Raw genomic sequence first — 24,806 nt, 5'->3', positions numbered from 1 at the left:
ATGGTTTGTCAGATTCCTTGCTGCACAAAGCGGTCGATCCGCTCCTGGATTTGCGAGGCTGTCGGCATCGCGTCGGAGCAGCTGTGGCTGGAGACCACGATCGATGCTGAAGCACTGCCGAACTGCTGGCACCGGTCGATACTCCATCCCTGCATCAGGCCGTAAATAAAGGCACCTGCAAAGGAGTCACCCGCGCCGAAGGTTTTCACCACCTGTGCCGGAAAAACGGCACCTACGTGCTTCTCTCCGTCCGCCGAAAATGCCGTCGACCCATCGCCGCCCCGTTTGACGACCACCAGCTTGGCCCGGTGCTTGAACCACTGCTTCGCGGTGGCTTCATCGTCCTGCATAAGCGGGCCGTCCAGCGCTTCGATCAGGTCGAACTCTTCGCGTCCGCCGATAATAATATCCGATTTCTCGGCGGCTAGACGGTAATACGTGCCGATCTCATCGGCTGAGGTCCATGTATACGGACGGTAATCGATATCAAAAACAATGACGACTCCGTGTCTTATCGCCAGTTCCATCGCTTTGAAAGCCGCTTCTCTGGACGGGCTCTTTGCAAGGGCTGTACCTGAAATGAGCAGCGCTCTGGCACTTTGGATATAATCCTCGCTTACGTCGCCAGGCTCCAGTTTGAGGTCCGCTACGTTATCCCTGTACATCAGGATGCTGCAGTCCGTCGGCGACTTGATTTCCGTAAACGTGAGTCCCGTGACGCTGCCCGACCGGTCGACAATAACGTGTTTGGTGTCGATGCCTGCGTCCTGCAGGTACCGGGTGATGAAACGGCCGTGGGCGTCGTCGGACACCCTGCCGATGAAACCGGTTCGCAGCCCCAGCTTCGCCATGGCGATCGTTATGTTGGCCGGGGAGCCGCCGACATATTTAGTAAAGGTGACCGTGTCCTCCATCGGGCGATGGATTTCGTTGGCGTTCAGATCGATGCACAGCCGGCCCAGCCCGATAAAGTCCAGGGAACGATGGTCTGGAAATGAAATCGTGGTCAACGCTTAGGCACCTCCTGTCCAGGGGTCATCAGCCATTCATGCTGAGGGTCGTTATGGAACTTCCAGGTGCGCACCGGCCCGGCCATGACGTTAAGGTAATACACATCGTACCCGGGAGGCGCCGATACCGGATGGTAACCGCGGGGAACGAGGACGGCATCTCCGCTCTTCACGGCCAGCGTTTCATTCAGCGACAGGTCGTCAGTATATACGCGCTGCAGGGCAAACCCCTGACCTGGGGACACCTTGTGATAATAGGTTTCTTCCAGCAGAGACTCATGCGGGAGATCGAGTTGGTCATGCTTATGCGGAGGATAGCTGGACCAGTGCCCGGCCGGCGTAAAGACTTCCACGACGAGCAGACTTTCCGCTTCCTCCTGCTCCGGCAAAATATTGCGGACGGTCCGCTCCGTATAACCGGAGCCCCGCTGCTCCACCCCGATCTTCTCAGGCGGGATGAGCCTTGCTTCGAGCCGCCCTTGGCCGGGAGCGCTGCACACGGCCACCTCCGTTAAGGTAACGGCTTCCAGCCGGAAACGGTCGTGCGCAGGAATGTATACCGCATAAGGGGCAAGCGGCTCAAACACGCTCATCCGGCGGCCGATCCGCTCATAGCTTTGTCCGCCTGCTTCCACATTCGCCAGCCCGCTGAGCAGCACGAGGCAGACTTCACGGTCTCCCGTCTCCTGCTCGATCGTTTGACCGGGTTCCAGCCGGTACGCTTCAAAACCTACGTACTCCCACCCTGCCGATTCGGGCGTGATGCTGAGCAATCTGCCGTTCTCGTCCGGCTGTCCGCCGGGAACGATTAGCTTGGACATGTTCCTTCCTCCTTTCAGGCGTTTAATTCCTGAACAATTTGAGCGAGATATTGCTTGGACTTGCTGGCATATTCGTAAGGATTCGCTTGGCCGGGATCCTGCTCCGCCTCCAGAATCATCCAGTCGTCATAACCATGCCGCACGAAGCTGCGGAAAATCGGCGCAAAGTCGATGCATCCGTCGCCAGGTACGGTAAACACGCCCTGGATTACCGCTTGCTGAAAAGGGATCCCCTCCCTTTTCACCCGCTCCAGCACATCCTTCCGGACATCCTTCAAATGAACGTAGGCAATGCGATCCGCATAGCGTTCATACAGCTCCAGCGGGTCGGATCCGCCGTAATAGGCATGCCCCGTATCCAGCAGCAAATGAACCAGCTCGGGGTCCGTCGTCTCCATCAGCCTTTGAATTTCATCCGGCCGTTCGACCACAGTTCCAATGTGATAGTGGTAGACGAGCTTCATCCCGTTTCGTTTGCAGATTTCTCCGGCCTGATGCAGCCCCTCGATCATGTGGTTCCATTCCTCGTCCGTCAGAGGATGCACGTCCTGCACGCCTTTCGGTCTTCTTGGGTCGCCGATGATCGAACCCCCAAGCTCGCAGGTGACGACATGGCGGCTGCCCATCGACTTTAAAAATTCAACATGCTGCCGGTACGATTCCAGCTCGGACGCTCTGCGGCGCGGCTCGGAGAACAAGACGCCCTTCCACTGAGAAGCCATCTGGAGTCCATGCTCAGCCAATGCCTTCTTGAGAACGGCGGCGTCCTTCGGAAATTTCCGGCTGTTTTCCGTTCCGGTGAATCCCAGCTGCGTGAAATCCCTCATCAAGTCGTCGAACGTATAATGGTCGCCCAGTTCAAGCACATCTTCATTAACCCAATTGATCGGTGAAATGCCCAATTTAATCGATCGGATATCCGTCATCTACGTCGTAGCCTCCCTTTGGACTTAGATTTTCAGCGCCTGCTGCACATGTTCGTTCATCGTTACCCTCGCGGCCCGCACCTTATCGCTGGTCGACACTTCCGGTACATCCACCCTCCACCAGGATTCGTATCCGCCCGACTGGGTGCCCGGCAGCACCTTGATTTCGATCAAGGTAGAGCCCTTCTCCTCCCCGGCCTGCCGGAGGGCTTCCTTCAGCTCATCCACACTGGTGGCGGAAAATGCCTTGATTCCCATGCTTCGCGCATGGGCCGCATAGTCGACCGGCACGTAGTCCCCCGTCAGGCGCCCCGTTTCCGTGCTGCGCAGACGGAATTCGTTGCCGAAGCCGTCGCTCCCGTTTTCACGCTGCAGGCTGTGTATGCACTGGTATCCGTGATTGTCCAGCAGGATCACGTTCACCTTTACACCTTCCTGGATGCTGGTTAAAATCTCGGAATGAAGCATGAGGTAGCTTCCGTCGCCGACGAGCGCATAGACTTCCTTGTCCGGCTCGGCGAGCTTCACGCCGAAGGCTCCGGCAATTTCGTATCCCATGCAGGAAAAGCCGTATTCCATGTGATAGGACTTGGGCGCTTCCGACCTCCACAGCCGGTGTAAATCGCCCGGAAGACTCCCGGACGCCGCAACAATCACTTCGTTTGCCATGGAACGGTTCAGCTCACCGAGCACGCGAGTTTGCGCCAAGCCTTCTTCCGACTCCAAGCCGTACAGCCTGTCGACCTCCCGGGTCCATTCGGCTTTCAGTTTGGCAAGCTCTGGTCCGTTATGAGCAGACTTGTAGCTCCTTGCCTGAAGTGCGGAGGTTAATTCTTTTAACCCCGCTCCAGCATCTGCCACCACCTGGCACGCATTCAGCTTCGACGCGTCAAAACCGCTCACATTGATATGAATGAATTCTGCTTCGGGACTCGTAAAAGCGGTTTTGGACGCGGTCGGAAAATCACCCAACCGGGTACCCACGCAAATGACGGCATCCGCTTCTCTGGCAAGCCGGTTCGCAGCAAGGGATCCGGTCGCGCCGATCGCTCCCATATTCAGCGGATGGTCCCATGGGATTGCGCTCTTCCCTGCCTGGGTCTCGGCCACGGGAATGCCGAACGCTTCCGCGAACTGCCGCAGCTCTTCATAGGCCAAGGAATAATGAACGCCGCCGCCGGCGATCAGGATCGGCTTTTGCTTGCGCGATATCAGCTCCGTCGCCCGCTCGATCGCTGCCTGGCTAGCCGGCTTGCGGTCAAGGTAATGCACCCTTTTCCGGAAAAAATCCTCAGGATAATCATACGCCTCTGTCTGTACGTCCTGCGGCAGGCAGATGGTGACCGCGCCGGTTTCGGCAGGGTCAGTCAGTACGCGCATCGCCTGGATCATCGAGCTCATCAGCTGTTCGGGACGCGTAATCCGGTCCCAGTACCGGCTGACCGGTTTGAAGGCATCGTTGACGGACACGGTATAATCCATCGGATGCTCCAGCTGCTGCAGGACCGGGTCCGGCTGCCGGCAGGCGAAAATATCGCCTGGAAGCAGCAGCACGGGTATCCGGTTGACCGTCGCCGTCGCGGCAGCCGTGACCATATTCAGCGCCCCCGGGCCAATGGAGGAAGTACAGGCGAAGATTTCCAGCCGGTTCTTCTGCTTCGCGTACGCAACGGCGGCATGCGTCATGCCCTGCTCATTTTTTCCCTGGATGAATCTGAGGCTGCCCGGCTCCCGCTCCAATGCTTCGCCGATGCCCAGAACGTTGCCGTGACCGAAAATGCCCATGACTCCCTTAACGAACTTGTGCTCCTTTCCGTCCAGCTGCACATACTGCTGGTCCAGGAAGCGGAGCAAGGCCTGAGCCATCGTTAATCGAAGTACGCCCATTCATAACCATCCTTTCGCAAAATACTTCATTAGGTTAATCGCTTACCCTAAAGACAAACAAAAACCTCATGATGTAGACATCGAATACTCGGACAAGCTGACGGGTCTCTTCTCCAGCCATGACTTCCTGGCCGCATCCGCCAGCAGCTCCGCCTGATACCCGTCCTCTCCGCTGACAGGTACGTCCTCATTGTTCACGATCGCTTTGATAAAGCTCTCGATTTCAAGCCGATACGCCGCTTCATAACGTTCCAGGAAAAAATGCTTCGGCTTATCCCGGTACACGCCCCCGGCTGTGCTGACTTCCGCCGAGTTCGGAAAATCGTTCTGCACGTTGACCTGGCCCAGCGAGCCGAACACTTCAACGCGCTGATCATACCCGTACGCAGCCTGCCTCGAGTTGTCGATGACACCGATCGCGCCGTTCCGGAATCTCAACATGATGACCGCCGTGTCCACGTCTCCGAGCTCTCCGATGACCGGATCCACCAGGACTGCCCCTTGGACATACACCTCATCCACTTCGCTGCCGCTCAAAAAACGGGCCATGTCAAAATCGTGAATCGCCATGTCCATAAACAGCCCGCCGGATACCTTGATGTAGTCATGCGGAGGGGGGCTGGGGTCGCGCGAAGTGATCTTGATCAGATGGGGATCTCCAATCTGGCCGGAAGCGACGATCTCCCTGACTCTGCGGAAATTCGGGTCAAATCTGCGGTTGAAGCCAAGCTGAAATTTGACGCCGCTGTCGGAAGCGGCTTGCAGGGCAAGGCGGGTTCCCCGGACATCGAAGGAGATCGGCTTTTCGCAGAAAATGTGCTTGCCCGCCTTGGCGGAGCGCTCGATCATGTCAATATGGGTATTGGTCGACGTGCAAATAAAAACGGCATCGATGCCCGGATCACTGATGATCTGTTCCGCATCCTGGGTCAGCAAAGGGATCCCCAGCCCATTGGCCCATGCCCTGGCATGATCGATCTGCAGGTCTGCAATCGCTTTCACATTAACCTGAGGATGCTTGAGCAGATTTTCGGTATGCAGCCTGCCGATCCTCCCTGCTCCGATCACGCCGATATTCAGTTGTTTACTCATGGACATTCCACCTTGTTCTCACGATATCATTTCAATGAATCATTTAGGGTAACCGCTTTCCTTGATCGGATTATAACACCGCACCGGACCTTTGCAAACCCTTTTTTGTTATTTAATACCACATTTTTTTGCCGCTCGCTATACGATTGTCTCTAAACGCTGCTTTGTGTCAGGTCATCAAATAACGGTTTCCATGACATATATATGAGTTTCCGCAAGTTAACATTCTATTTCCAGCGAATTGGAAAACCAAAAAAAGCGGCCGGCCGCAATCGGCCAGACCGCAAAACATCGCTCCATACCTCACCCCGTTCGGCATGGACATCAGTGTTATTGTATGACCCCGGTATCGATAATGGACACCTGAACCTGGGTATGAAACTGAACGTTACGGTACTCCTTGTTCCAATCGATCCGCTTCCACAGTTTGGGATGATAGGCCATCAGCTGCCGGCCGACCCCAAAAATATCGCAGTTCGCCTTTTGCAGCTCCCGCACGACCTCCCTGGCTTCTTCAGTCATGATGGTTGACAGCTCCCTGTTCACCCGCGTTACGGCCTTTTCATCCAGCAGCTGTGGTCCGGTGAATTCCTCTATGACTGCTTGAAGTTTCAGGCTCAGTGTCACGTGAACATCGCCGTTCCGGGCTACGCTTACGTGAAACTCACGCTTCCTCTTCTTATTGCCGACGTTGTAGCTGAGCGATCCGCGAATCGGCTTGGTTGTATCCAGATTCACGGTCTTGGTAAATCGGGCATTGCCTCCCGACTTTCCTTTCATCAGAACCAGCATGATCGACTGATCCTTGCCTAACGATCCGCTATAGCTCTGATCGTGGAACAAAGCGACGCCTTTGGCTACGATCTCGGAGCCTTGTACCCCGATGTAGGGCAGAGCGAAATCCTGGCCTGGATCCGTCAAAGAACGGAAAACCGTATTCACGGTCTCCGGCGGGTAGAACAGGCTCATTTTCTCCAAGCTGCTGATTTTCTGCGACAGGAATTCGCCGATTTGCAGCTCTCCTACTTTTTTCATACCGATAATCTCTGAGGCGTCATTCTCCGTCACGATCAAGCGGACGTCGGAAGAAGGGTTCTTAGGGTCCCTGAAATTGACGTCCATGGGTGCCTTGATCCCTTCTTCGGCCAAGGATCTACCGATCAGCTGCACGCTGTTCTTGATCACCCGCATATTCCCTCTTACGCGAGCCCGGAGGATGTTGCTCGCCCCGCGTGTTGACAAACCCACTGCCGAATGAATTTCATTTGTCGTGGCGCTCTGTTCGGTTTTCGGGGGAATGATTAGCTCAACGGTTTCCTTGATCTTATGATCCTTGGTCAGATCAAAACCTGCGCTGTAGGCCAGATTCAAGTCTTTCAAATATTCGCGGTCCCAGCATCCGGTCAGCAGCGCCGTGCACAGACCCAGCATTGCACAGCAAAGTACCACGCGGCATCGTTTCATACGGCTCCACCCGCTTTCTTTTTGACAAATAATGAGAACAGCATTAGCAGGAAGGGAATGCCCGCAATGAACACGTACGCAGCATATTCGGAAATCTTGTTGATCCGGTCGATCGCCATCGGCGTGGTCGGCAAAAGAGCGATTAAAAAAAAGGCTACACTAACAAAGGGGTCAAACATTTGATGGATCTTTTTTTTAAACAGGACCGCAAGCCCATCGGCAGCCGCATAAAAGTAGCTGGTGATGGAACATACCAAGGTAATCGACCAAATCGACAGGAACAGGATGTCCGCCCGGTCGATGATATAAAAATTTAGCGATTTGACCAGGTAAATGACAGGTTCCGGGATCATCGCCAGCTGCGTCTGGTTAAACACCATGAGACAGGTGCACACGACAAACCCGTAGAACAGTGTAACGAACAGATTCGACAAGCTGATCATTTTCAATTTCTTGGCGTCAGATGCATCAATGAACGGAAAGATGATCAAGAACATTTCGAACCCGTACATCGAGATGGTCGTGTCTTTGGTTCCTTTCAGGATGTTGATCAGGCCTGCTTCGGTTAACGGGAGCATATATTCAATCCGTGCCTGCGTTAGGCCATAGCTGACAAAAATGATCAAAGGAATGAACAGCATCGATGACAGGCTGTAAAACCTGGCCAAAACCGTGAGCTTTTCCTTGGCCAGGTAATACGTCATGATACAGAACAGAAGCAGTACCACCCACTTTGGGGTGGATTGCAGAATCCAGCGCTGGAGTACCATGTAGGCATTCAGCAAAACATTGCTGCCCAGCAAAATAAAATATCCGACGTAGCATGCGATCAGCAGCCTGCCTATAACCGGTCCGGCAAGCCGGAAACAGATTTGGAAAAGGTTCATCCCGGGAAACTTACGCAGAAGAGTCCACATCATCAAAATGACGATTTGGGTAATCGCTCCAGCGATCACAACCGATATGCCCCCGCCGCCTTTTGCCGTCTTACTAAGGTCATAGGGGATCGAAAGTACGCCGACTCCGATTTGGGCTTGGATAATGAACAAAAACAGCTGTTTCGGGGACATCTTTTTCTCAGCCTGTTCCACCTTGGCCCTCCCTCCCGGATCCGTGTCAAACGATGTTAGTTATGCTTTTTCTCGCCATGCTTGCCGCGGATCGTCCAGATCGGAAACCGAAGGAATGCATCCTTGAAGCCCTTGAATTTCAATGGGGCCAGCGGCGACAGGTAAGGCTTCCCGAACGACTCCAGCTTGCACAGATGAATGAACAGGATCGTCAGTCCGAAAGCAATGCCGATGAATCCGAAAATGGATGCGCATATCATCAGCGGAAACCGCAATATCCGGATCGCCGAGCTCATTTCATTGGATGGTATTAAAAACGACGAAATCGCGGTCAAAGCCACAACGATAATCATCGTATACGACACAAAACCCGCCTTGACGATCGCATCGCCGATGACCAGACCCCCGACAATGCCGATCGTTTGCCCTACTCGGCTTGGCAGCCGTAGCCCTGCCTCCCTCAGCAATTCGAAGATCAGCTCGAGCAGCATCGCTTCAACGAGCGGGGGATATGGTACCCGGGTCAATGAACCCTGCACCGTAAAGAACAGCTGAATGGGCAAAATGTTCGAATGAAATGCCACGATGGCGATATAGAATGCCGGCAGCTGAAACGCCGTTATAAAGCTGAGCAGCCGGATGAACCGCACAAACGATGCGATCATCCAACGGTTACTGTAATCGTCAGGGGTTTGATAAAAGCAGAAAAAGCTCACCGGAACGATCAAGGCCGTCGGATCCCCTTCGAGCATAATGACCACATGCCCGTCGAGCAAATACGCGCCCGTATGGTCGGGCCGTTCCGTATTCAAAAACTGGGGAAAGATCGAAAACGGCTGATCCTCCATAAATTCTTGGATAAAGCCGGTCGAAATGACGGAATCGAGCGTGATGCCCTTCAGCCTGTCTTCCACTTTTTTGATTACGGCTGGGTCCGCCAGGTTATTCATGTACATTACCGCCACTTTGCGTGGAGCCGTACTGCCTATATTGTGATAATGCACCTTCAGGTCCGTCGAGCTGATCTGCTGGCGGATCTGATACAAATTGACCGTCAAATCCTCGATAAAACCGTTGTGCGGCCCGCGTATGATACCTTCGTTTTCCGGCTCCGTAATGCTGCGTTCGTATTTGGCCGGCGTAGTCAATACGTAGAACTGCTTCATGTCATCCTGTGTAAAAAACAAGCAATTGCCCGACAAAAGGGATTGCGTGCCCTTATTCAGCTTGTGTTCGGTCTCAAGCCGGAGCGTCAGGAACAGCTGGGACAAGTCCTCGTCTCCTCCCTGCCGCAGCGGGCGGATGACGTTGCGCTCGATCAGGGTTGGGTCCACCGTAGATTCCAGATATACCAGCGCCGAGGATTGTCCGCGGTAAGTTAGGTGCCTGACCTTCAGATCGTCGGTGTGACACAGCTTGTCCCGGATGTAAGAAATGTTCCCGTCAAGCGAAGGATAGATCGTTTGCTCTGATGAGGTCACAGCCTGCCCTCCTGCCATAACTAGTTAGACAGCGGTTAATTTCCCCCATCCCATGTAAAATTATTCCCAATCGATCCTGAAGCTTCCAATCCAAAAAACCGCTTGCCTTCACGGCAGCGGTTCGTCGAATTCAAGGTTTATTGTGATTGGCGAGCTGATGTCATTTGGGAGGATCCTGGTCCCGCCAAATGGTTCTTCCGTCACGAGTTACATACGACATCCGCTGGTCCACTTGGACTTCAATTAAGCCGCTCCCCTTCAAAGTCAGGCTGCCGCTGCCTTCCACCTTCGGATATCCGAGCGCGGCTGCACCGCTGGAATCGATCAAAAAGGTGTCCTGCCCATCCGCGACCGATGCCAGACCATCTTGATAGGCCGACACGCGGGTATACGCAAAGTCTGTCAGCAGCCTGCCCTCCCAATCCGCAATCGCATAGTTCAAGCCGATAGATGGCTTCCCCGGATTCACGGCGTGTGCGAGTGCCAGCCTTTCCTCACCGAGATCACGAATCTCGTCATATTCAGGTGGAACGACGAACTGACCTGATTCATCGATGACGCCGTATCTCTTCGTGCCGCCCTCTCCCATGTTCACGATCGCCCGCTGACGGCGGAAGGGGGTCGCCGAGGTAAAAGCAGGCTGTATACGGACTTGGCCGCGCAGATCGATATAGCCGTATTTTCCGCCGGCGTGCTGCTGACAAACGAGCAATCCGCCGTCGGGAGGACCGGCATACTCAAACTCATATTCGTATAGACTGCGGCCGTCCAGCCCGATTAGCGCGTACGCACCATCCTTCATTTTGACCCAGGCTCTTCCACTGCCAAAATCGCCGGCTTCCTCATATCTTGCCGGGATGATCTCGTATCCCTGGGAATCCAGATAGCCGTAACGGTCGATATGTTCCGTGTGCCCCTGATGGCCCTCTCCACGAAATACGGACCTGCCTTCCCGCATATCGGCGATATACGAGTACCCGCATTTCGTTACCACCTTACCTTGTTCATCGATCAGCTTGCAGACGCCGCCGTCCGTGACGACGGCCCGGTGTTCCGAAAACGGTGAAATCGAATCATACACCGGGGCAACGACCCACATCCCGGCTTGATCGATCAATCCGTATTTTCCGCGTTCCCGGACAATGGCAAGGCCGTTCTTCTGAAATTCCGCCGCCTCCTCGTATCTGGCCGGAAGTACCATCGTACCGCTCGTGTTGATATACCCCCACCGAAGCCCTTCGGCAGTTCGGGCCGAAAACCGCAGCAGCTCCGCCACGCGGGGCAGCTGCAGGATCTTCCTCTCCAGCGTCAAAAGGGTTTCCCGGGAAGGATACGGCTGAGCAAATCCTAATGCTCTTCGTACCGAATGCAGTGCCGCCTGCGGGATACCGGCCCGATACTGCGCCTCGGCCAGATAGTACCAATAGAACGGATAATCCGGATAGGATTCGGTCATACGTTCATAGTAGCGGGCTACTTCAGGGTAATAGGCGGGGTAAACATCTTCTGCCGGGTGAAAACTCCCGTCCCGCCAGCGCAGCACCTCCGTCCGGTAGGCTTCGCCCGTATCGTGGATCCAGAGTCCGAGCTCGGATCTGCCGTCTGGACCTCCAGGGCCCGGCCAATCCGCCACGTCAATATAGCTGTAGCTCATTTCTGCAGGCGCCACATCACTCAAACCGTACTCCGTCCACTCATACACGGACAACTTCGACCAAATGGAACCGATCTGCCAGCCTACGAGCAGGTTGTTCCGCCCAGGCTTGGTAACCGGTGCAGCGGTCAAGAGCGTGACTCCATAGCCTGGGCCTTGGATCCTGGCCATCGTTCTCCATGCCCCTTCGCTAAACTGGAGCACAAGCAAGTACAACGCATCATTCAACCGGTAGACGGCGGAAATCTCCGGGACCCGATCCCCAGTTAAATCCTCGGCAATCACGGCAGGTTGTCCGGCTGGAGTATTCATCGTAACCAGCTCAGCCCCTTCCGGCAGATGCGTGCTGACCAGCTGTACCGGACTTTGCGGTTCAATTTCGTTCATCCGTATCCTCCCTCTCTCTTTGCTTTTGCCTAATGGTATGCCGAGAGCGGGAAGATATGCCAGGACTGAGACAGAAAGCCGGCGAACTTGTTCTTTATCCTATCCCCGACATTGATGATCACGCTCCGCAAAATGCTGGCCCGCGACCGTTACCATCAATATCAATGGATGATCCCGATGACAAGGTACTCCAGAAGTAAGTTTTTAGATATGCGAAGAAAGCCTAGCCCATACCGGGTTAGGCTTTTTATTTTGGTCCTGTTCTCTTCGAAGAATCAATTTAATGATGAAGCAGTGTGCACGAATAGAGCTGCGTCAAGGACGCCGTCCTAACCGGTCCTAGGCAGTTCTTGCGACCTGCCATGCCAGAATCCGATCCCGCCGGAAGGTTCTTGGGGCACCTGTCTTCAGGCATACCGCCCTGACGGTGTTCCCGCGCATCTCTTTCACTTCGATTTTACGCTGCGTAATGTTACCGGCCTGGTCTAAATAAACGATCTCCACGGTTTGCCCAACATATTTTTCTGACATGACAGACCCTCCTAACCGAACGTATGTTTTTATTATATACGAACACTCGTTCTTTATACCATGTAAATTTTACCCATTTATATCGAATCTTGCTGTCCAGGCCGGAAGGGTTTTATGAACCTAAAAAAAAATTTCATCATCGGGTAACATTTCGATAATATGTCAGCTTCACGGAAGGGATTTGAGGGGAATTTAGCGAAAAATGTAGTATCATTCTTTTTCAAAAATCATGTGCTGGATCGAAAAAAGTGTTGACGCATCTGTCGTTGCGGCATGCTGCGAGCGCAAGGAGGATGCAAAATTTCTAAGGAGCTGTTCAACCATGGATAAAATTATTCGTAAAATTGAAGAGCTTCGGTTGGAATTGAATAAACTGTCCGTATGCAGATGTCTCACCGATCCGGAGCTGATCAAGGCCAGTCAGAAATTAGACCGGGCATTAAACGACTACGACAAATTTTTAAAAGAAAACATGTAACCCAAAGAGGACCTGCTGATCCTGTCAGCAGGTCCTCTTCCTGTTCTGCATCGTGTGCAAGATGTTATGTACCTGACCGGAAGCCATCGTACATCCGGGCTGCCGTCTCTCTTGCCTGTACCGCAGACAGATGCAGCCTCTCCTCCGTACCGCCATAACCAATCTCCTCTTTACCGGTTTGCAGGTCCCTGAATACCGAGTCAGCAAACTCGTCAAGAGGCGCGCCGAAGGTGTGAAGTCCCGCTCCGCCTAGATCGGTGTTGACCGCAGGCGGCAGCACTTCGATCACCTTGGCGTTCGTTTGGGCCAGCTGAATCCGAAGACTAACGGTAAAGGAATGGAGCGCGGCCTTGGTAGAGCTGTAGATCGGAACCCAGGCTCCTGGCGTAATGGACAACCCCGAGGTGACATTGACGATGACCGGATCCGGTTGTTTTAACAAGTGCGGCATAAACAACAGTGTTAAATGAATCGGCGCATCTACATTAATTGAAATTTCCTGACGGTAATACTCCCACTCTTTCTCCGTTTCGAGCAGATGAACCCGCTGCTGAATGCCTGCATTATTGATGAGAACGTTCAAACCCGGAAATTCGGACGTCACCTTACGGAACAATTCAAGCCGGTGGGACTCCACAGACAGGTCACATGCCACCGTATGTATATCCGGATAGCGTTCCTTCAGCTCCTGAAGCTTGTCTGCGCGGCGCCCGCAAATGATCACGGTGTTATCCGCCTGAACGAACCGCTCCGCCAAGGCCAGCCCGATTCCGGATGCGCCGCCGGTAATGAGTATCGTATTTCCGCTTATCTTCATTTCTCCTTCACTCCCGTTGGATAAATTAGTTCCCGATGATAAGAAGTCCAATCTCCGCTCGATTCCATGTATCAGTATATCTGGCGAAAGCTTCAGGCTGATAAGCATCGCGTCATCGATAAATGCTTCAATTTATTGTAAGATAACTGTAGGTAAAAAGAAAACCGGACTGATTTTACATGAAGGAGATATCAACATTGAGTGAACCAAACCCATATCATTTTGAAGACTTAGGAGACTTCGGACGAGCTGCCCTGAAGGCAGATTGCGAGAAATGCTTCGGCCTGTGCTGCGTCTCCCTTCCTTTTGCCGCCTCATCCGACTTTGCCATGGACAAGCAGGCGGGAGAGCCCTGCCGCCATCTCCAATCCGATTTTCGCTGCGGTATTCATAACAGCCTGCGCCAAAAGGGATTTCGCGGATGTACCGTTTATGACTGTTTCGGGGCCGGACAAAAAGTTTCCCAGTTTACTTATAGCGGCATAGACTGGCGCCAAGCGCCGGAGACGGCGAAGCAAATGTTCGAAGTGTTTCCCGTCATGCGTCAGCTGCACGAGCTTCTGGCCTATTTAAGCGAAGCGCTAAGCCATGCAGACGCCCACCTGATTCACGAGGAGCTTCGAACGCAGCTGCACGAAACGCAGCGTCTCACCGAACTTCCGCCAGAGGAAATATTGAAGCTGGATATTCCCGCTCACCGGGCCGAAGTAAACCTCCTGCTCCTTAAGACCAGTGAACTCGTTCGGGAGGAGGCACGCCGACGTTACAAGGGACCATCTTCTCGTAAGAACCTGAAGGGACGCGGGGCGGATCTGATCGGTGCCAAGCTGAAAGGCGCCGATCTCAAATTCCAGAGCTTTAGAGGCGCATATTTGATCGCGGCCGACCTTCGGGACGCAGACCTCCGGATCACGGATCTGATCGGCGCCGACTTCCGGGACGCGGACATCCGCGACGCGGATTTGAGCGGAAGCCTTTTTCTGACCCAGTTCCAGATCAATGCCGCCAAAGGGAACGCAGCTACCAAAATTCCAGAACATTTGGAGCGACCTTTTCACTGGACCTAAAGCCTGCCAAGAGTTCACAAAATAAAACAACCGCTGGAACCTCGTTGTCCCAGCGGTTAATTATTATTGGATATTAGGCGCGTTCTCCACGCAAATCGGGGAGGGACGGCTCAAAGGAACTGATAAATACGTCCTTCTTGTTCTTCTTGCTGTTCTTCTTCATGACACCAAACAGCGTAATGACAGCATACATCGGCACCACGTAGTAGAAAATCAGAATCAAGTAGAACAAGCCGCCAGAGCTTAAATGCATTCCGGACGCAATCGCAAGACCCGTGAGCAGCAATGTATTCATGACGTTGGCAATCAACACCTCGTGCTTCTTCCCGAAGAACAACACACCGATCAACGCAGCGGTAAACACAATCAGCAGTAAAAAGGTCATGATGAATTCCTCCTTAAAAACATTGGATGCTATATCATACGCTATGCATCAGCGATGATTCACAATTTCGACAAATTGCTTTCACAATTTAGACACAATTAGATTACCTCAAAGATAACACATTTAAACAGAGTTGAAAAGGCTTTCACAAAAATATTTGGAAAAAGAAGCAAAAAAGGCGCCGGAACCCTTGTTCCAGCACCTTTTTTAAGATTTATATATTTCATCACGCAATCCTTATTTCCTTAACGTGTCGGATCTGAATCGGACAGCTGATCGTGGATGGCCGACTGCTCCTCATGCCACCACAGCGCTTCCTCCGGCTCTTGAAGCACCTCATGAACTTCGTGCGGCTTCTCCACCGCGGGCGCAGAACCGCGCAGTGACCGGCCCGCGGTCTCGGTAAACCACATGGTCACGATGACGAAGCCAATAATTGAAACCGCGATCAAATAATACGCCGGTACCAAGGGCTCCCCGGTCAGATTGATCAGCCAAGCCATGACAAGCGGAGTGGTCCCTCCGAACAGGGATGCTGAAATATTATAAGTAATCGCCAGGGCCCCATATCGGACCTTGGTAAAAAACAAAGCCGGAAGCACGGACGGCATGGTGCCTTCAAAGCAGGTTAGCAGCACGGCGAGGCATAGCAAACCGAGAAAGACCATCCCTCCCTTGCCGCTCCCGATCCACCAAAACGCCGGCAGCGAGAGCACAATCAGCCCTAGCAGACCGCCTTGGATGATGCGTTTGTTCCCGATCCGGTCACTGAAGTAACCCATGAACAGCACAATCGGGATCATGATAAACATGACAATAAGAATGAGCAGCAGCCCTTCCGTCTCTCCGTAACCGAGCACCGCGGTAAGATGCGATGGCATGTATGACAATACCATATAGTCCACGACATTGAAGGAACACACCATGACGATGCAGAGCAGGACGACTCTCCACTGAACCTTTAACAGTTCCCGGAAAGGCACTTTCTGCCTCCCTTCATCCTGGGCTGCTTTCTCCATCGCCTCAAAGGCGGGAGTTTCTTCGAGATGATTCCGCAGGTACAGGCCGACCAAGCCGATCGGAGCCGCGATAAAAAAAGGAATCCTCCAGCCCCAAGCCAGCATCCGGTCGGGTCCGAGCAGGTAGCTAAGCAGCGTCACCAATCCGGATCCGGCAATGTACCCCACCAGGGTGCCCACTTCCAGGCCGCTCGCCATAAATCCGCGGCGCTTGTCGGGCGTGGATTCGGCAATGAAGGTCATGGCGCCTGAATACTCTCCCCCGGTGGAGAAGCCCTGGACCAGGCGGGCCAGCAGAAGCAGCACCGAAGCGGTAATACCGATCGATGCGTAGCTCGGGATGAGGCCGATGCACAGCGTAGAAACCGCCATCATGACCAACGTGATGGTGAGCACTTTTTTCCTGCCAAGCCTGTCCCCCAGCCTCCCAAAAAACAAACCGCCGAACGGCCTGACGAGAAAGGCGATGGAAAACGTGGCAAAGGTATAAATCAGCTGGATGGAACCCGTCATCTCCGGGAAAAACACCTTGCCCATAATGACGGCCAAATAAGAGTATATTCCGAAGTCGAACCACTCCATGGCATTTCCCAATGCGGTGGCAACGACGGCCTTCTTGGCGTTGCCGGTGTCCACGACCGTGATATCGTCCTTATGGAGCCGGGGTCCGGATTTTTTTCGGAAAGGCAGCGCCCATTTACTTTTCTCGTGATTGTTGCTGTCCATAATCGAAGACTCCTCTGCAAGCGAAAATACCTTGACCAAACTAGTATTCGCCCGAAGCCTTACACCAATTCATCGAAGAGCGGCAGCACCCCTTCGTTAACGAAGTCAGTCTTCTTAGCCTCAATACGGGCTACTCACGAGACCGGCTGATAATGGACCGTCATTCCTTCCATTCAATATGGAATAGCTCGCGCAGCACCTGCTCAATCCGTTCCGGCTCGACGTCCTCTTTAGATTTCGTCTCTCCGTTTACCCAGGTTAAAGAGTTTCCGCTCAGCGTAACGCGTCCCTGCTCCGTCTGAATCATGGCCACCCGTATTTTATTGAATTTCGATTCGTGCCCGTACTGCGTCATATCGAACACCGCTTTGAAATCTTCCAGCAGTCGCGGCTCCCTGTCCAACTGGTACAGCATCTCCCACTCATCTGGGGTTTCCTTCTCCAAAACAAATCGGTCCTGCTCTTCTATATACGGACTTATGCGCCAATTTCCATCCCAGTCCTCAGTCAATTCGCCGTTCAGCGGAACCGGTACTCGGGGACTTCGCCCGCCAAAGCCAACATCCACGAGGTAATCTCCACCCGGAAGCTGAACGACATTTACGGCATGGGTTCCATCGATAAACCATCCCTCCTCCTGCTTAACTGTACAGGCCGCCATCGATACGTTGAATCCAAGCGCTTTGAGAAGGTTGTGAAACAAACCGTTCAATTCGTAGCATACGCCCCCGCGCCGGCCTTCAATGATCTTGTTGAAGAGTATGTCCGGATTCATCGATAATGGGACCCCATCCATGATATCTAGGTTTTCAAAAGGAATATGCATAACGTGCCGATATTGCAGTTCACGCAGAAGCTTCAGATCGGGCATGATGTCGATTTGATGGGTTATACCCAGTTTGCTCATGTATTTTTGCAGGTTAAACATTCTTCTCTCCTCATTTCGGAATATGAAATCTCGATTAGAAACGCGCTGATTTATGTGCGATTACAGAAAATCCATTACTTATAAGTTACAGGGAGCGATCTGCGGGGACAATGCGAATTTATCACAGCTGTACCGGTACAAATCAAATTCAGGTATAATGGTAATGAATGGAATCCTATATTTTCCATAAATGATGAGGCTTTGTGAAAGGCGCCAGAGTAGCATCACATGGCATCAGCCGCATTGAACAATTCTCGGCTTGCCTATCCGTCAACGCAATGAAGCCCAGCGAACCGCTGGACTAATGGGAGATGAACCTTCATGCGCTATTTTTTCAAATTGAATGTGATGAGCTGTATTTACGCTTTCCTCTTTTTCCTCCATGCAGAAAGTTTGGTCAACGTGTACAGGCTGGAGAGAATCATGAATTGGACTGGCATCTATCATGCATTGAACTGGGCGAATCTGGCCCTGCTGGCCGTATCGCTGATCCTTTGTTATTGGCTGAGCAAGCGTCTCGTTTCCGGCCGCAAATCCGCATATGCCGCTGCCGTCGTGTGGATCCCGTATTTCATCCTGTGGATTTGGGGCTTCAGGATGCTGTTTCCACTGACGAACCCGGGCGATGACCCCGCTCCGGTCACCGGCTTGATTTTAATGTTCGAAATGATCTTGTTTCCATTCTATATTGCCCTTAACACAGGCCTGTCGTCAGCGGATCCGGCTATCAGGAAAGGCATAAAATCGTAGGTCTCGGGACAGCCCGTTCCACGGTCAACCGGTGGTGTTCCCGCCTGTTTTGGATACGGATGCGCGATAACGGTCCAGCGCCTGCTGTTCTATGCCGATGGCACGCTGGATATCCATCAGCTGGATTTTTTTCACGTATCCATCAAAAGCGGATACCGGCTCCATGCCCATAATGATTTTCAGCGACATTTCGGTTACGGCCTTGTTGACTTCCTGCATGATCACCGCCAGCTCGGTGCTCTCCTTCTCCGTGGTCGGAAGCGCAGGCAGCGCATGAAGCGCTGCATCCGTGTCGGACCACACCCGGACCGCCTCCTTCTGCTCCGGAAGGGAATAATACTGTTCCATGTAACGGATATCCTGGACGAAAGGCCCGAAATAACTTGCCCTGGTGTACATCGCCAGCGCCTGTGACGGCGCCAGCTTATCCGGGTTGTGCAAAATGACGTCCGTATACACCGGATACCCGTCCTTCATCTCGTAGCTGACCCCTTCGATGCCGAAATTAAAGAGCAGATGTCCTTCCGGTCCGTACCCGTAGTCCAGCATCTTGACCGCTTCTTCGACATGCTTGCTCTTCGCGGAAATCGCCACCCCGCTGGATCCGACAGCCGGGGCCAGCTGCCCGAATTCGGGTCGGTCTCCGCGTTGAAGCACCGGATAGGGCGCCGGAACGAGCTCCACCGACGAATCCTGCGCTTTCATAACCGGCAGCCACGTGCCGATGCCGGCGCCCGCGTTCCAAATGCCAGCACCGCTCCGGCTCAGGATCATGCTCGTGTCCTGCGTTTCAGAGTCCACGGCAGCAAAGTTCGGGTCGATCAGCCCTTCCGCGTACCACTGCCGGAACAGTGACAGAAATTGTTTATACCCCGGCTCAACCGGGCCGAACTTGACTTTTCCCTCCTCTTGGTAAAAGCCTTTCTTAATTCCAAATGCGCCGATAAACCCTCCGCCCTCGATGCCAAAGAGCGGATTCGGTACGCCAAGGAAGGTAAGCGGCGCTTCGGCGCCTTTCTTTTCCTTGAACGCCTTGAGCACCGTATGCCAATCGTCGATCGTCACAGGCACGCCCAGGCCCAGCTCATCCAGCCAATCCTTGCGGATAATCGGTCCCTGGTAAGTCCGCAGCTTGTCGTCTCCCTGGATAAACGGGAATGCGTAGTAGCTGCCTCGGGCTGTACGGATTTGCATATCGATATCGGGATGCGCCTTCAGGTACCGCTTCAAGTTCGGGGCGTACTGATCGATGGCTTCGTTCAGGCGTAGAATATAGCCGTCGTTGATCGCCTTCTCCGGTCCCCCCGGATAATTGATCCATTCGTACTCCATCATATCCGGCAGATCGCCTGATGCCAGCAGCACGCTGATCGCTTCCTTCGCCTGGTTGGCCGGAGGCTGGATGAACGTCAGCTGGACGCCGGTTCTCCGCTGCCATTCCTGAAAGAACGGCACCTGGTTAAAGGTGGACTTGATCCCCGCCGCGTTGCCGTTCAGTTCAGCCCAATAGGTCAGCTTGGCATCCGAAGCGGACAAACCTTTGCCTCCTCCCGCCATCAGCGTTGTTTCGGCAGTCGGCAGCGAACTTGCCGTCTGCGTCATCCGCTCACGATCGCAAGCCGGCAGTACCGCCATCAGCAGAACCATGATAGCCAGCCATCCCCACACCACCGCTCTCCCTTTACCTTTCCACTTCATAGGTACCTCCCGAAAATAAAACATCAAATAATTTCTTTGTACTTGCCCGGCGTAATGCCTTCGTATTTTTTGAATACCCGGATAAAGGTCGCGGGGTCGTTGTATCCGATCTGCCTGGATATCTCGCTGACCGACTCGGGCTTTGTCCGCATCAGCCGTTTCGCCTGCTCAATCCGATATTTATGAATGCTGTCCAGTATGCCTTCGCCCGTCTGGGTCTTATACAGCTTCGACAGATAGCTCCCCTTCAGCTGAAAATGCTCGCCGATCGCGTTGACGTTCAAGTTCATGTCCATGTAATTCGCTTGGATATACTGGTGGACTTCCTCAATAAGGTTCCGCAGGGAATCCTCCCGCTCTCTGGATACGTGGGATGAACGTTTAGCTGATGCGTAGGCACACACTTCCTGAAGGAGGGACTGCAGCTTCTCCTGCATTTCCCTAAGCGTACCGCATGCCATAATATCGTCGATCCATCGCGAATTGTCGGCAAGCGTGATGCCGCCGCTCCCTTCGCCCAGCTCGTTGATCGCCTTGATCATCGTCCCGACGAGATTGAACATCAGGCATCTTGCCAGTGTGAGCGGCATGACAGGCTTGTCCAGATTTTTCTCAATGATCTCGTTCATACACGATGCGGCTTCATCCAGGTCCCCCGCCTTGATCACATTAATTAGCTGCTGCTCGATCTGGAGTGGATAATAATAGCCGTAACCGATGTCTGCGGTGCTGTCGGCACGGATGTCCTCGTATGCGATGATCCCTTTTTTGCCGAGGACCATTTTGTATTCCATCGCGTCGACCGCCTCCCGATATGCCTCGGAGATGCCGATCCAGGAAGCATGGCGTCCGCTCAGTGAGATGGTCAGTTCCATGTCATACCGCTCCAGAAACCGCTGCGCCTCGGCCGCGATATCATGAAGATCGTGCTCCCATCCGGAAGTATCCGCTTTCAAATTGACAAGGCAGGCCATCATGTCATCCGTTTCGACCACATACCCGGCATGTCCCTGCTTTTCCGTCAGCTCTTCCACGACATTGGATATGATCAGATGGATCAGCTTACTGCGTTCATTCATGTCGATGCCCGGCAAAAATTCGTACAGCTTGTCTTCGTTCTCGATCACGAACAGAATGACGGCAAATTCCGTGGATACCTGCTTCATCTGAAACGAGCGAAACGCCTCCTCGTACGGTACCAGTGTATCCGGTTTACCTTTCAGCAGCCGGTTGATCATATTGGACCGCAGCACCTGCTGGTGCTTCTGCAGCTGCATGGAAATCTCGTCATTTTCAGTGCGGGTGCGGGTCACGACTTTCTGGATGAACCGGAACTCGTTCGCATCGGCATAACTACGATCGGTGTTCTCATCCTTGAGGGACTCGACCAACTGCTGTACAGGCGAATAATTGCGGCGCATAAAAAACCAGGTCAGAACGCCGGCACCCGCCAGGCTTACGATTATGCTGACATACGTAAAATTACGGACATATTCCGCCTTTTCCCAATAGATTCCGCTCGGGATGATCAGGGCGTACTTCAGGTCCGAGACAGAGGAGTTGATTGAGAACAGTTCCGACGTTCCAGCCTGCGCGGAATCCGTTTGAATCCGCTTACCACTCAGAAATGGCATCTGCTCCTCCGAGTCCGGATGGTTGGACATCAGAATCTCGTTGTTATGGTTCAAAATGAGCAGCGTCGCACCGCTGAAGCCCGATATCCCCTCCACCGCTTCCTGGAACCGGCGGGTATCGGACATGACCACCACGCTGCCAGTGCTCCGCCCGTTCATGTCTTTCGGCAGCTGCGTAATATAGGCGATTGCCGTCTGTTCATCAGCCGCATTGGCATGGGGAAGCACAATGAAGGAATTGCTCGTCCCATTCAATACTTCGCTCTTCCATTGCTCGAATGTGAGCGTACCGGTTTGGTGAATTGTATAGAAAGCGGATTTCAAGTCGCGGATATTGCCGGACCTGTACACCGAGCCGTCCCGTCTGGAAACAACGTAAAACTCGTCAATGGAAGCATACGACGTTTTAAACATCCTGAATTCATTCACCAGCTGGTATGCCGTGTACGGCACTTCCTGAGCCGGCATGCTGGAATACATCAGATGCTGCAAATTCGGGCTCCATGTCATTTCCATATTCAACCGCTTCATCAGGTCAATCTGATTATCGATCGTGTACCTCATCTGCTTCAGGAGCGAATCGTTGGCCCGGTGGATTTCGCTCTTCAGCGCATGGCTGGCCTGGGCATAGATCACCAGGCTGATGACGATCGGAACAAACAGCACAGCGCTGTATGATACGAGCCAGGTGACAATGATGCTCTCCCGTTTCCGCCATAGGTTTTGAATGTTCAGCAAAAGACCATCACCCATACTTCAATAGTTTGTCTCGATTGATTAGACACCCATTATAACGAATATCGCATGGGATGCGTATAGATAAAAAGTGCAATCCGGTTGATAAAAAGCGTAATATCCCCTTGGTGGATACGGAATTAACGCGAAAAAGCCTCGGGAGACCTCACGGTCTACCCAGGCTCACGCGGATGAATGGACAGGCGGTCATGCATCCTGTATCAACTCGCTATACGTATCTTTTTAAAAGATTCGGTGCTTCCATCCGTTCAGTTTGGCGGCCGCCTCAATAAAAAAGTAGTCGCCGTAAATGAGAGACACATCCACGTTTTGTGATACCGGCTTATGGCCGGTTCCGTGCAGCAAGACGGCCTCATGATCTTGATCATTCCATGTTCCGTACGCCGTGTACAGGGAATGCAGAATCCGCTGCGCGGCATCAAGATATCCTCTTCCCCGGATATCGCCAAGCACTTCCGCGAGCTCCAGCAATCCGGACGCCGCGATGGCGCCGGCCGAGCTGTCTCGCACGATGCCGCCCTCGGCCTCCACTGCTTCCGCACGAAAATCCCAGTACGGCACGCCATCCCCGGGAAGATGCGCGATAAAAAAGTTCGCCACCCGCTGGGCTGCCGCAAGGTAATCCGGACGGTCCGTATAACGATACGCATTCGTTAGACCGTATAGTGCCCAGGCCGCCCCCCGGCTCCAGGCCGAATCCGGCGCAAAGCCCTGTCCGCCGATCGCTTCGGCGGCTTCGCCGGTTTCGGCATCGAACCGGATGATATGATGCACGGACCCGTCCGGGCGGACGAAATGGCGGACGACCGTATCCGCATGCTGCCCTGCGATATGTGCATACCGCGGGTCTCCGCTCTCTTCCGATGCCCAGAACAACAGCGACAGATTCATCATCGTATCGATGATCGACCAGCCGGTCTTGTCGCCGTTCCAGGCGCGGATGAACCGGCCGGCAGGGTTGAAGCGCCCTGCCAGGAAGCCGGCGGCAAGGAGCGCGCGTCTTGCCGCGTCTTCGTCTCCGGTCAGCTTATGCTTGATGACCGCGGTCGGCAAAAACTGAAAACCAACATCATGATCATAATGATTCGGGGCGAGCCACAGTTCAGACAACCTTTCATCCCAGTTCCAGGCAGCCTCCCGGTATTTATCCTCACCGGTCATGTCGTACATCAGCCACAGCATCCCCGGCCAAAAGCCCGAAGTCCACCAATCGATCCGCATATCATCGTATTTCCCGTCTTGGCCTGCGGCATGCGGCGATTTGTCTCCGATTCGTTCCAGCATTTGCCCCGCCTTGCGGACGATCTGCCGCCAAATATCCTGCTTAACCGTTTCAAAGTCCTTCATGCGAAGACCTCCTTTTTATGACCAACATCTGTTTCGCAGTTACGTGCATCAGCCCTTCAGCGAGCCGACCATGACTCCTTTCACGAAGAACCGCTGCAGGAACGGATACACGCACAGAATAGGGACGGTCGCTACCATAATGGTTGCGTATTTGATCGTTTCCCCGATTTGGAACCGATCTCCCGCCGAAGCGCCCGATGACATGCTGTCGGTCGAGTTGGAGATCAGAATTTCACGCAGCACCAGCTGCAGGGGAAACAGGTTTCTGTCTTTGATAAACACCGATGCGTAGAACCATCCGTTCCACTTGTCCACCGCATAATAGAGAATCATGACGGCGATGACCGGCATGGACAACGGGATGATAATCCGGAACAAAATGGTGAAATGATTCGCGCCGTCGATTTTGGCCGATTCCTCCAGGCTGTCCGGAATGCCCATGAAGGCCGTCCGCATGATGATCAGGTTAAACGTGCTGACGGCGAACGGAACGATCGTGGACCACAGTGTGTCCAGCAGTCCCACGCCTTTGACGACGAGATACAGCGGGATCAGACCGCCGCTGAAGAACATGGTGAACACGATGATGAACATGAACACCTTGTTCCACATTACGTTTTTGCGCGACAGGACATAAGCGCCCATCGAGGTGAGCAGCAGATTAACCGCTACCCCGAATACCAGTATGAACAGTGTGTTGCGAAAGCCGATGCTGATGCCCGGGTTGTCCAGCACGCTCTTATAGGCGTCGAGGCTGAAGCCGAGCGGCCGCCACAGAAAGCCCTTGTGGCCAAGCAGCCGGGCCGAATCGCTGAACGAAGCGAACAATACATACACCAGTGGATATAAAGTTACGACGACCAGAAAAATCATCAGGG

The 24,806-nt window shown here is 53.4% G+C and carries 21 protein-coding genes; 3 read left to right on the top strand and 18 right to left on the bottom strand.

Features of this window, described 5'->3' with window-relative positions; genetic code table 11:
* Positions 1 to 8: 8 nt before the first annotated feature.
* From iolC to IAE55_RS01605, 10 genes are all read right to left on the bottom strand, one after another.
* On the bottom strand, positions 9 to 1,010 hold the full coding sequence (gene iolC, locus IAE55_RS01650; protein WP_200630746.1) for a 5-dehydro-2-deoxygluconokinase: 1,002 nt from the start codon (positions 1,008 to 1,010) through the stop codon (positions 9 to 11).
* Positions 1,007 to 1,831 carry a 5-deoxy-glucuronate isomerase gene (gene iolB, locus IAE55_RS01645; protein ID WP_200630745.1) on the bottom strand — a complete coding sequence of 275 codons (825 nt, stop codon included), beginning with the start codon at positions 1,829 to 1,831 and terminating at the stop codon, positions 1,007 to 1,009. The genes iolC and iolB overlap by 4 nt, the downstream gene beginning before the upstream one ends.
* 14 nt (positions 1,832 to 1,845) lie before the next feature.
* Positions 1,846 to 2,757, bottom strand: coding sequence for a myo-inosose-2 dehydratase (gene iolE, locus IAE55_RS01640; RefSeq protein ID WP_200630744.1), 912 nt, complete (start codon positions 2,755 to 2,757; stop codon positions 1,846 to 1,848).
* 24 nt (positions 2,758 to 2,781) lie between these two features.
* Entirely contained in the window at positions 2,782 to 4,644 is a 1,863-nt protein-coding gene (gene iolD / locus IAE55_RS01635) for a 3D-(3,5/4)-trihydroxycyclohexane-1,2-dione acylhydrolase (decyclizing) (RefSeq protein WP_145946136.1), read from the bottom strand.
* Positions 4,645 to 4,710: 66 nt separating this feature from the next.
* Positions 4,711 to 5,736 (bottom strand): inositol 2-dehydrogenase, encoded by a 1,026-nt coding sequence (gene iolG / locus IAE55_RS01630; protein ID WP_145946137.1) that lies wholly within the window; start codon positions 5,734 to 5,736, stop codon positions 4,711 to 4,713.
* A gap of 330 nt (positions 5,737 to 6,066) precedes the next feature.
* The gene (locus tag IAE55_RS01625) at positions 6,067 to 7,200 is read right to left on the bottom strand and encodes a Ger(x)C family spore germination protein (protein ID WP_145946138.1); all 1,134 of its coding nucleotides are present in this window, start codon (positions 7,198 to 7,200) and stop codon (positions 6,067 to 6,069) included.
* The gene (locus IAE55_RS01620) at positions 7,197 to 8,291 is read right to left on the bottom strand and encodes a GerAB/ArcD/ProY family transporter (RefSeq protein ID WP_200630743.1); all 1,095 of its coding nucleotides are present in this window, start codon (positions 8,289 to 8,291) and stop codon (positions 7,197 to 7,199) included. Before IAE55_RS01620 ends, IAE55_RS01625 begins: the two co-directional genes overlap by 4 nt.
* A 35-nt stretch (positions 8,292 to 8,326) precedes the next feature.
* Positions 8,327 to 9,751: a spore germination protein gene (locus IAE55_RS01615; protein ID WP_200630742.1), complete on the bottom strand. Its 1,425-nt coding sequence runs from the start codon at positions 9,749 to 9,751 to the stop codon at positions 8,327 to 8,329.
* A gap of 160 nt (positions 9,752 to 9,911) precedes the next feature.
* The gene (locus IAE55_RS01610; RefSeq protein ID WP_200630741.1) at positions 9,912 to 11,792 is read right to left on the bottom strand and encodes a WG repeat-containing protein; all 1,881 of its coding nucleotides are present in this window, start codon (positions 11,790 to 11,792) and stop codon (positions 9,912 to 9,914) included.
* 339 nt (positions 11,793 to 12,131) lie between these two features.
* A complete protein-coding gene (locus tag IAE55_RS01605; RefSeq protein ID WP_105443220.1) occupies positions 12,132 to 12,323 on the bottom strand; it encodes a hypothetical protein in 192 nt (63 codons plus the stop codon).
* A gap of 322 nt (positions 12,324 to 12,645) precedes the next feature.
* On the opposite strand from IAE55_RS01605, the gene IAE55_RS01600 reads away from it, so the two are divergent.
* The gene (locus IAE55_RS01600) at positions 12,646 to 12,801 is read left to right on the top strand and encodes an aspartyl-phosphate phosphatase Spo0E family protein (protein ID WP_076166611.1); all 156 of its coding nucleotides are present in this window, start codon (positions 12,646 to 12,648) and stop codon (positions 12,799 to 12,801) included.
* Positions 12,802 to 12,865: 64 nt separating this feature from the next.
* Here the strand turns inward: IAE55_RS01600 and IAE55_RS01595 are convergent, their stop codons facing one another.
* Entirely contained in the window at positions 12,866 to 13,618 is a 753-nt protein-coding gene (locus tag IAE55_RS01595; protein WP_200630740.1) for an SDR family oxidoreductase, read from the bottom strand.
* Between the two features lie 197 nt (positions 13,619 to 13,815).
* On the opposite strand from IAE55_RS01595, the gene IAE55_RS01590 reads away from it, so the two are divergent.
* Positions 13,816 to 14,685 carry a pentapeptide repeat-containing protein gene (locus IAE55_RS01590; RefSeq protein ID WP_234489231.1) on the top strand — a complete coding sequence of 290 codons (870 nt, stop codon included), beginning with the start codon at positions 13,816 to 13,818 and terminating at the stop codon, positions 14,683 to 14,685.
* Between the two features lie 73 nt (positions 14,686 to 14,758).
* Here the strand turns inward: IAE55_RS01590 and IAE55_RS01585 are convergent, their stop codons facing one another.
* From IAE55_RS01585 to IAE55_RS01575, 3 genes are all read right to left on the bottom strand, one after another.
* Positions 14,759 to 15,070, bottom strand: coding sequence for a hypothetical protein (locus tag IAE55_RS01585; protein ID WP_105443223.1), 312 nt, complete (start codon positions 15,068 to 15,070; stop codon positions 14,759 to 14,761).
* Between the two features lie 245 nt (positions 15,071 to 15,315).
* Positions 15,316 to 16,815 carry a glycine betaine/L-proline transporter ProP gene (gene proP / locus IAE55_RS01580; protein ID WP_200630739.1) on the bottom strand — a complete coding sequence of 500 codons (1,500 nt, stop codon included), beginning with the start codon at positions 16,813 to 16,815 and terminating at the stop codon, positions 15,316 to 15,318.
* Between the two features lie 160 nt (positions 16,816 to 16,975).
* Positions 16,976 to 17,743: an arylamine N-acetyltransferase family protein gene (locus IAE55_RS01575; RefSeq protein ID WP_200630738.1), complete on the bottom strand. Its 768-nt coding sequence runs from the start codon at positions 17,741 to 17,743 to the stop codon at positions 16,976 to 16,978.
* Positions 17,744 to 18,166: 423 nt separating this feature from the next.
* Here IAE55_RS01575 and IAE55_RS01570 point away from each other — a divergent pair, with 423 nt between their 5' ends.
* Positions 18,167 to 18,493, top strand: a complete 327-nt coding sequence (locus IAE55_RS01570; RefSeq protein ID WP_145157157.1) for a hypothetical protein — start codon at positions 18,167 to 18,169, stop codon at positions 18,491 to 18,493.
* Between the two features lie 24 nt (positions 18,494 to 18,517).
* Here IAE55_RS01570 and IAE55_RS01565 read toward each other — a convergent pair whose 3' ends face one another.
* The 4 genes from IAE55_RS01565 to IAE55_RS01550 all read right to left on the bottom strand — a co-directional run bounded on the left by IAE55_RS01565 (position 18,518) and on the right by IAE55_RS01550 (position 24,801).
* On the bottom strand, positions 18,518 to 20,191 hold the full coding sequence (locus IAE55_RS01565; protein ID WP_234489230.1) for an extracellular solute-binding protein: 1,674 nt from the start codon (positions 20,189 to 20,191) through the stop codon (positions 18,518 to 18,520).
* A gap of 23 nt (positions 20,192 to 20,214) precedes the next feature.
* On the bottom strand, positions 20,215 to 22,563 hold the full coding sequence (locus IAE55_RS01560; protein ID WP_234489229.1) for a helix-turn-helix domain-containing protein: 2,349 nt from the start codon (positions 22,561 to 22,563) through the stop codon (positions 20,215 to 20,217).
* Positions 22,564 to 22,803: 240 nt separating this feature from the next.
* Positions 22,804 to 23,928: a glycoside hydrolase family 88 protein gene (locus tag IAE55_RS01555; protein WP_200630736.1), complete on the bottom strand. Its 1,125-nt coding sequence runs from the start codon at positions 23,926 to 23,928 to the stop codon at positions 22,804 to 22,806.
* 48 nt (positions 23,929 to 23,976) lie between these two features.
* Entirely contained in the window at positions 23,977 to 24,801 is an 825-nt protein-coding gene (locus IAE55_RS01550; protein WP_186381885.1) for a carbohydrate ABC transporter permease, read from the bottom strand.
* Between the last annotated feature and the right edge of the window lie 5 nt (positions 24,802 to 24,806).

This window comes from Paenibacillus sp. S28 (assembly GCF_016624415.1).
Taxonomy (GTDB): Bacteria; Bacillota; Bacilli; order Paenibacillales; family Paenibacillaceae; genus Paenibacillus_AQ; species Paenibacillus_AQ favisporus.
Note: the sequence above shows the minus strand (reverse complement) of the source record. Positions and strands in the feature narration are given on the sequence as shown.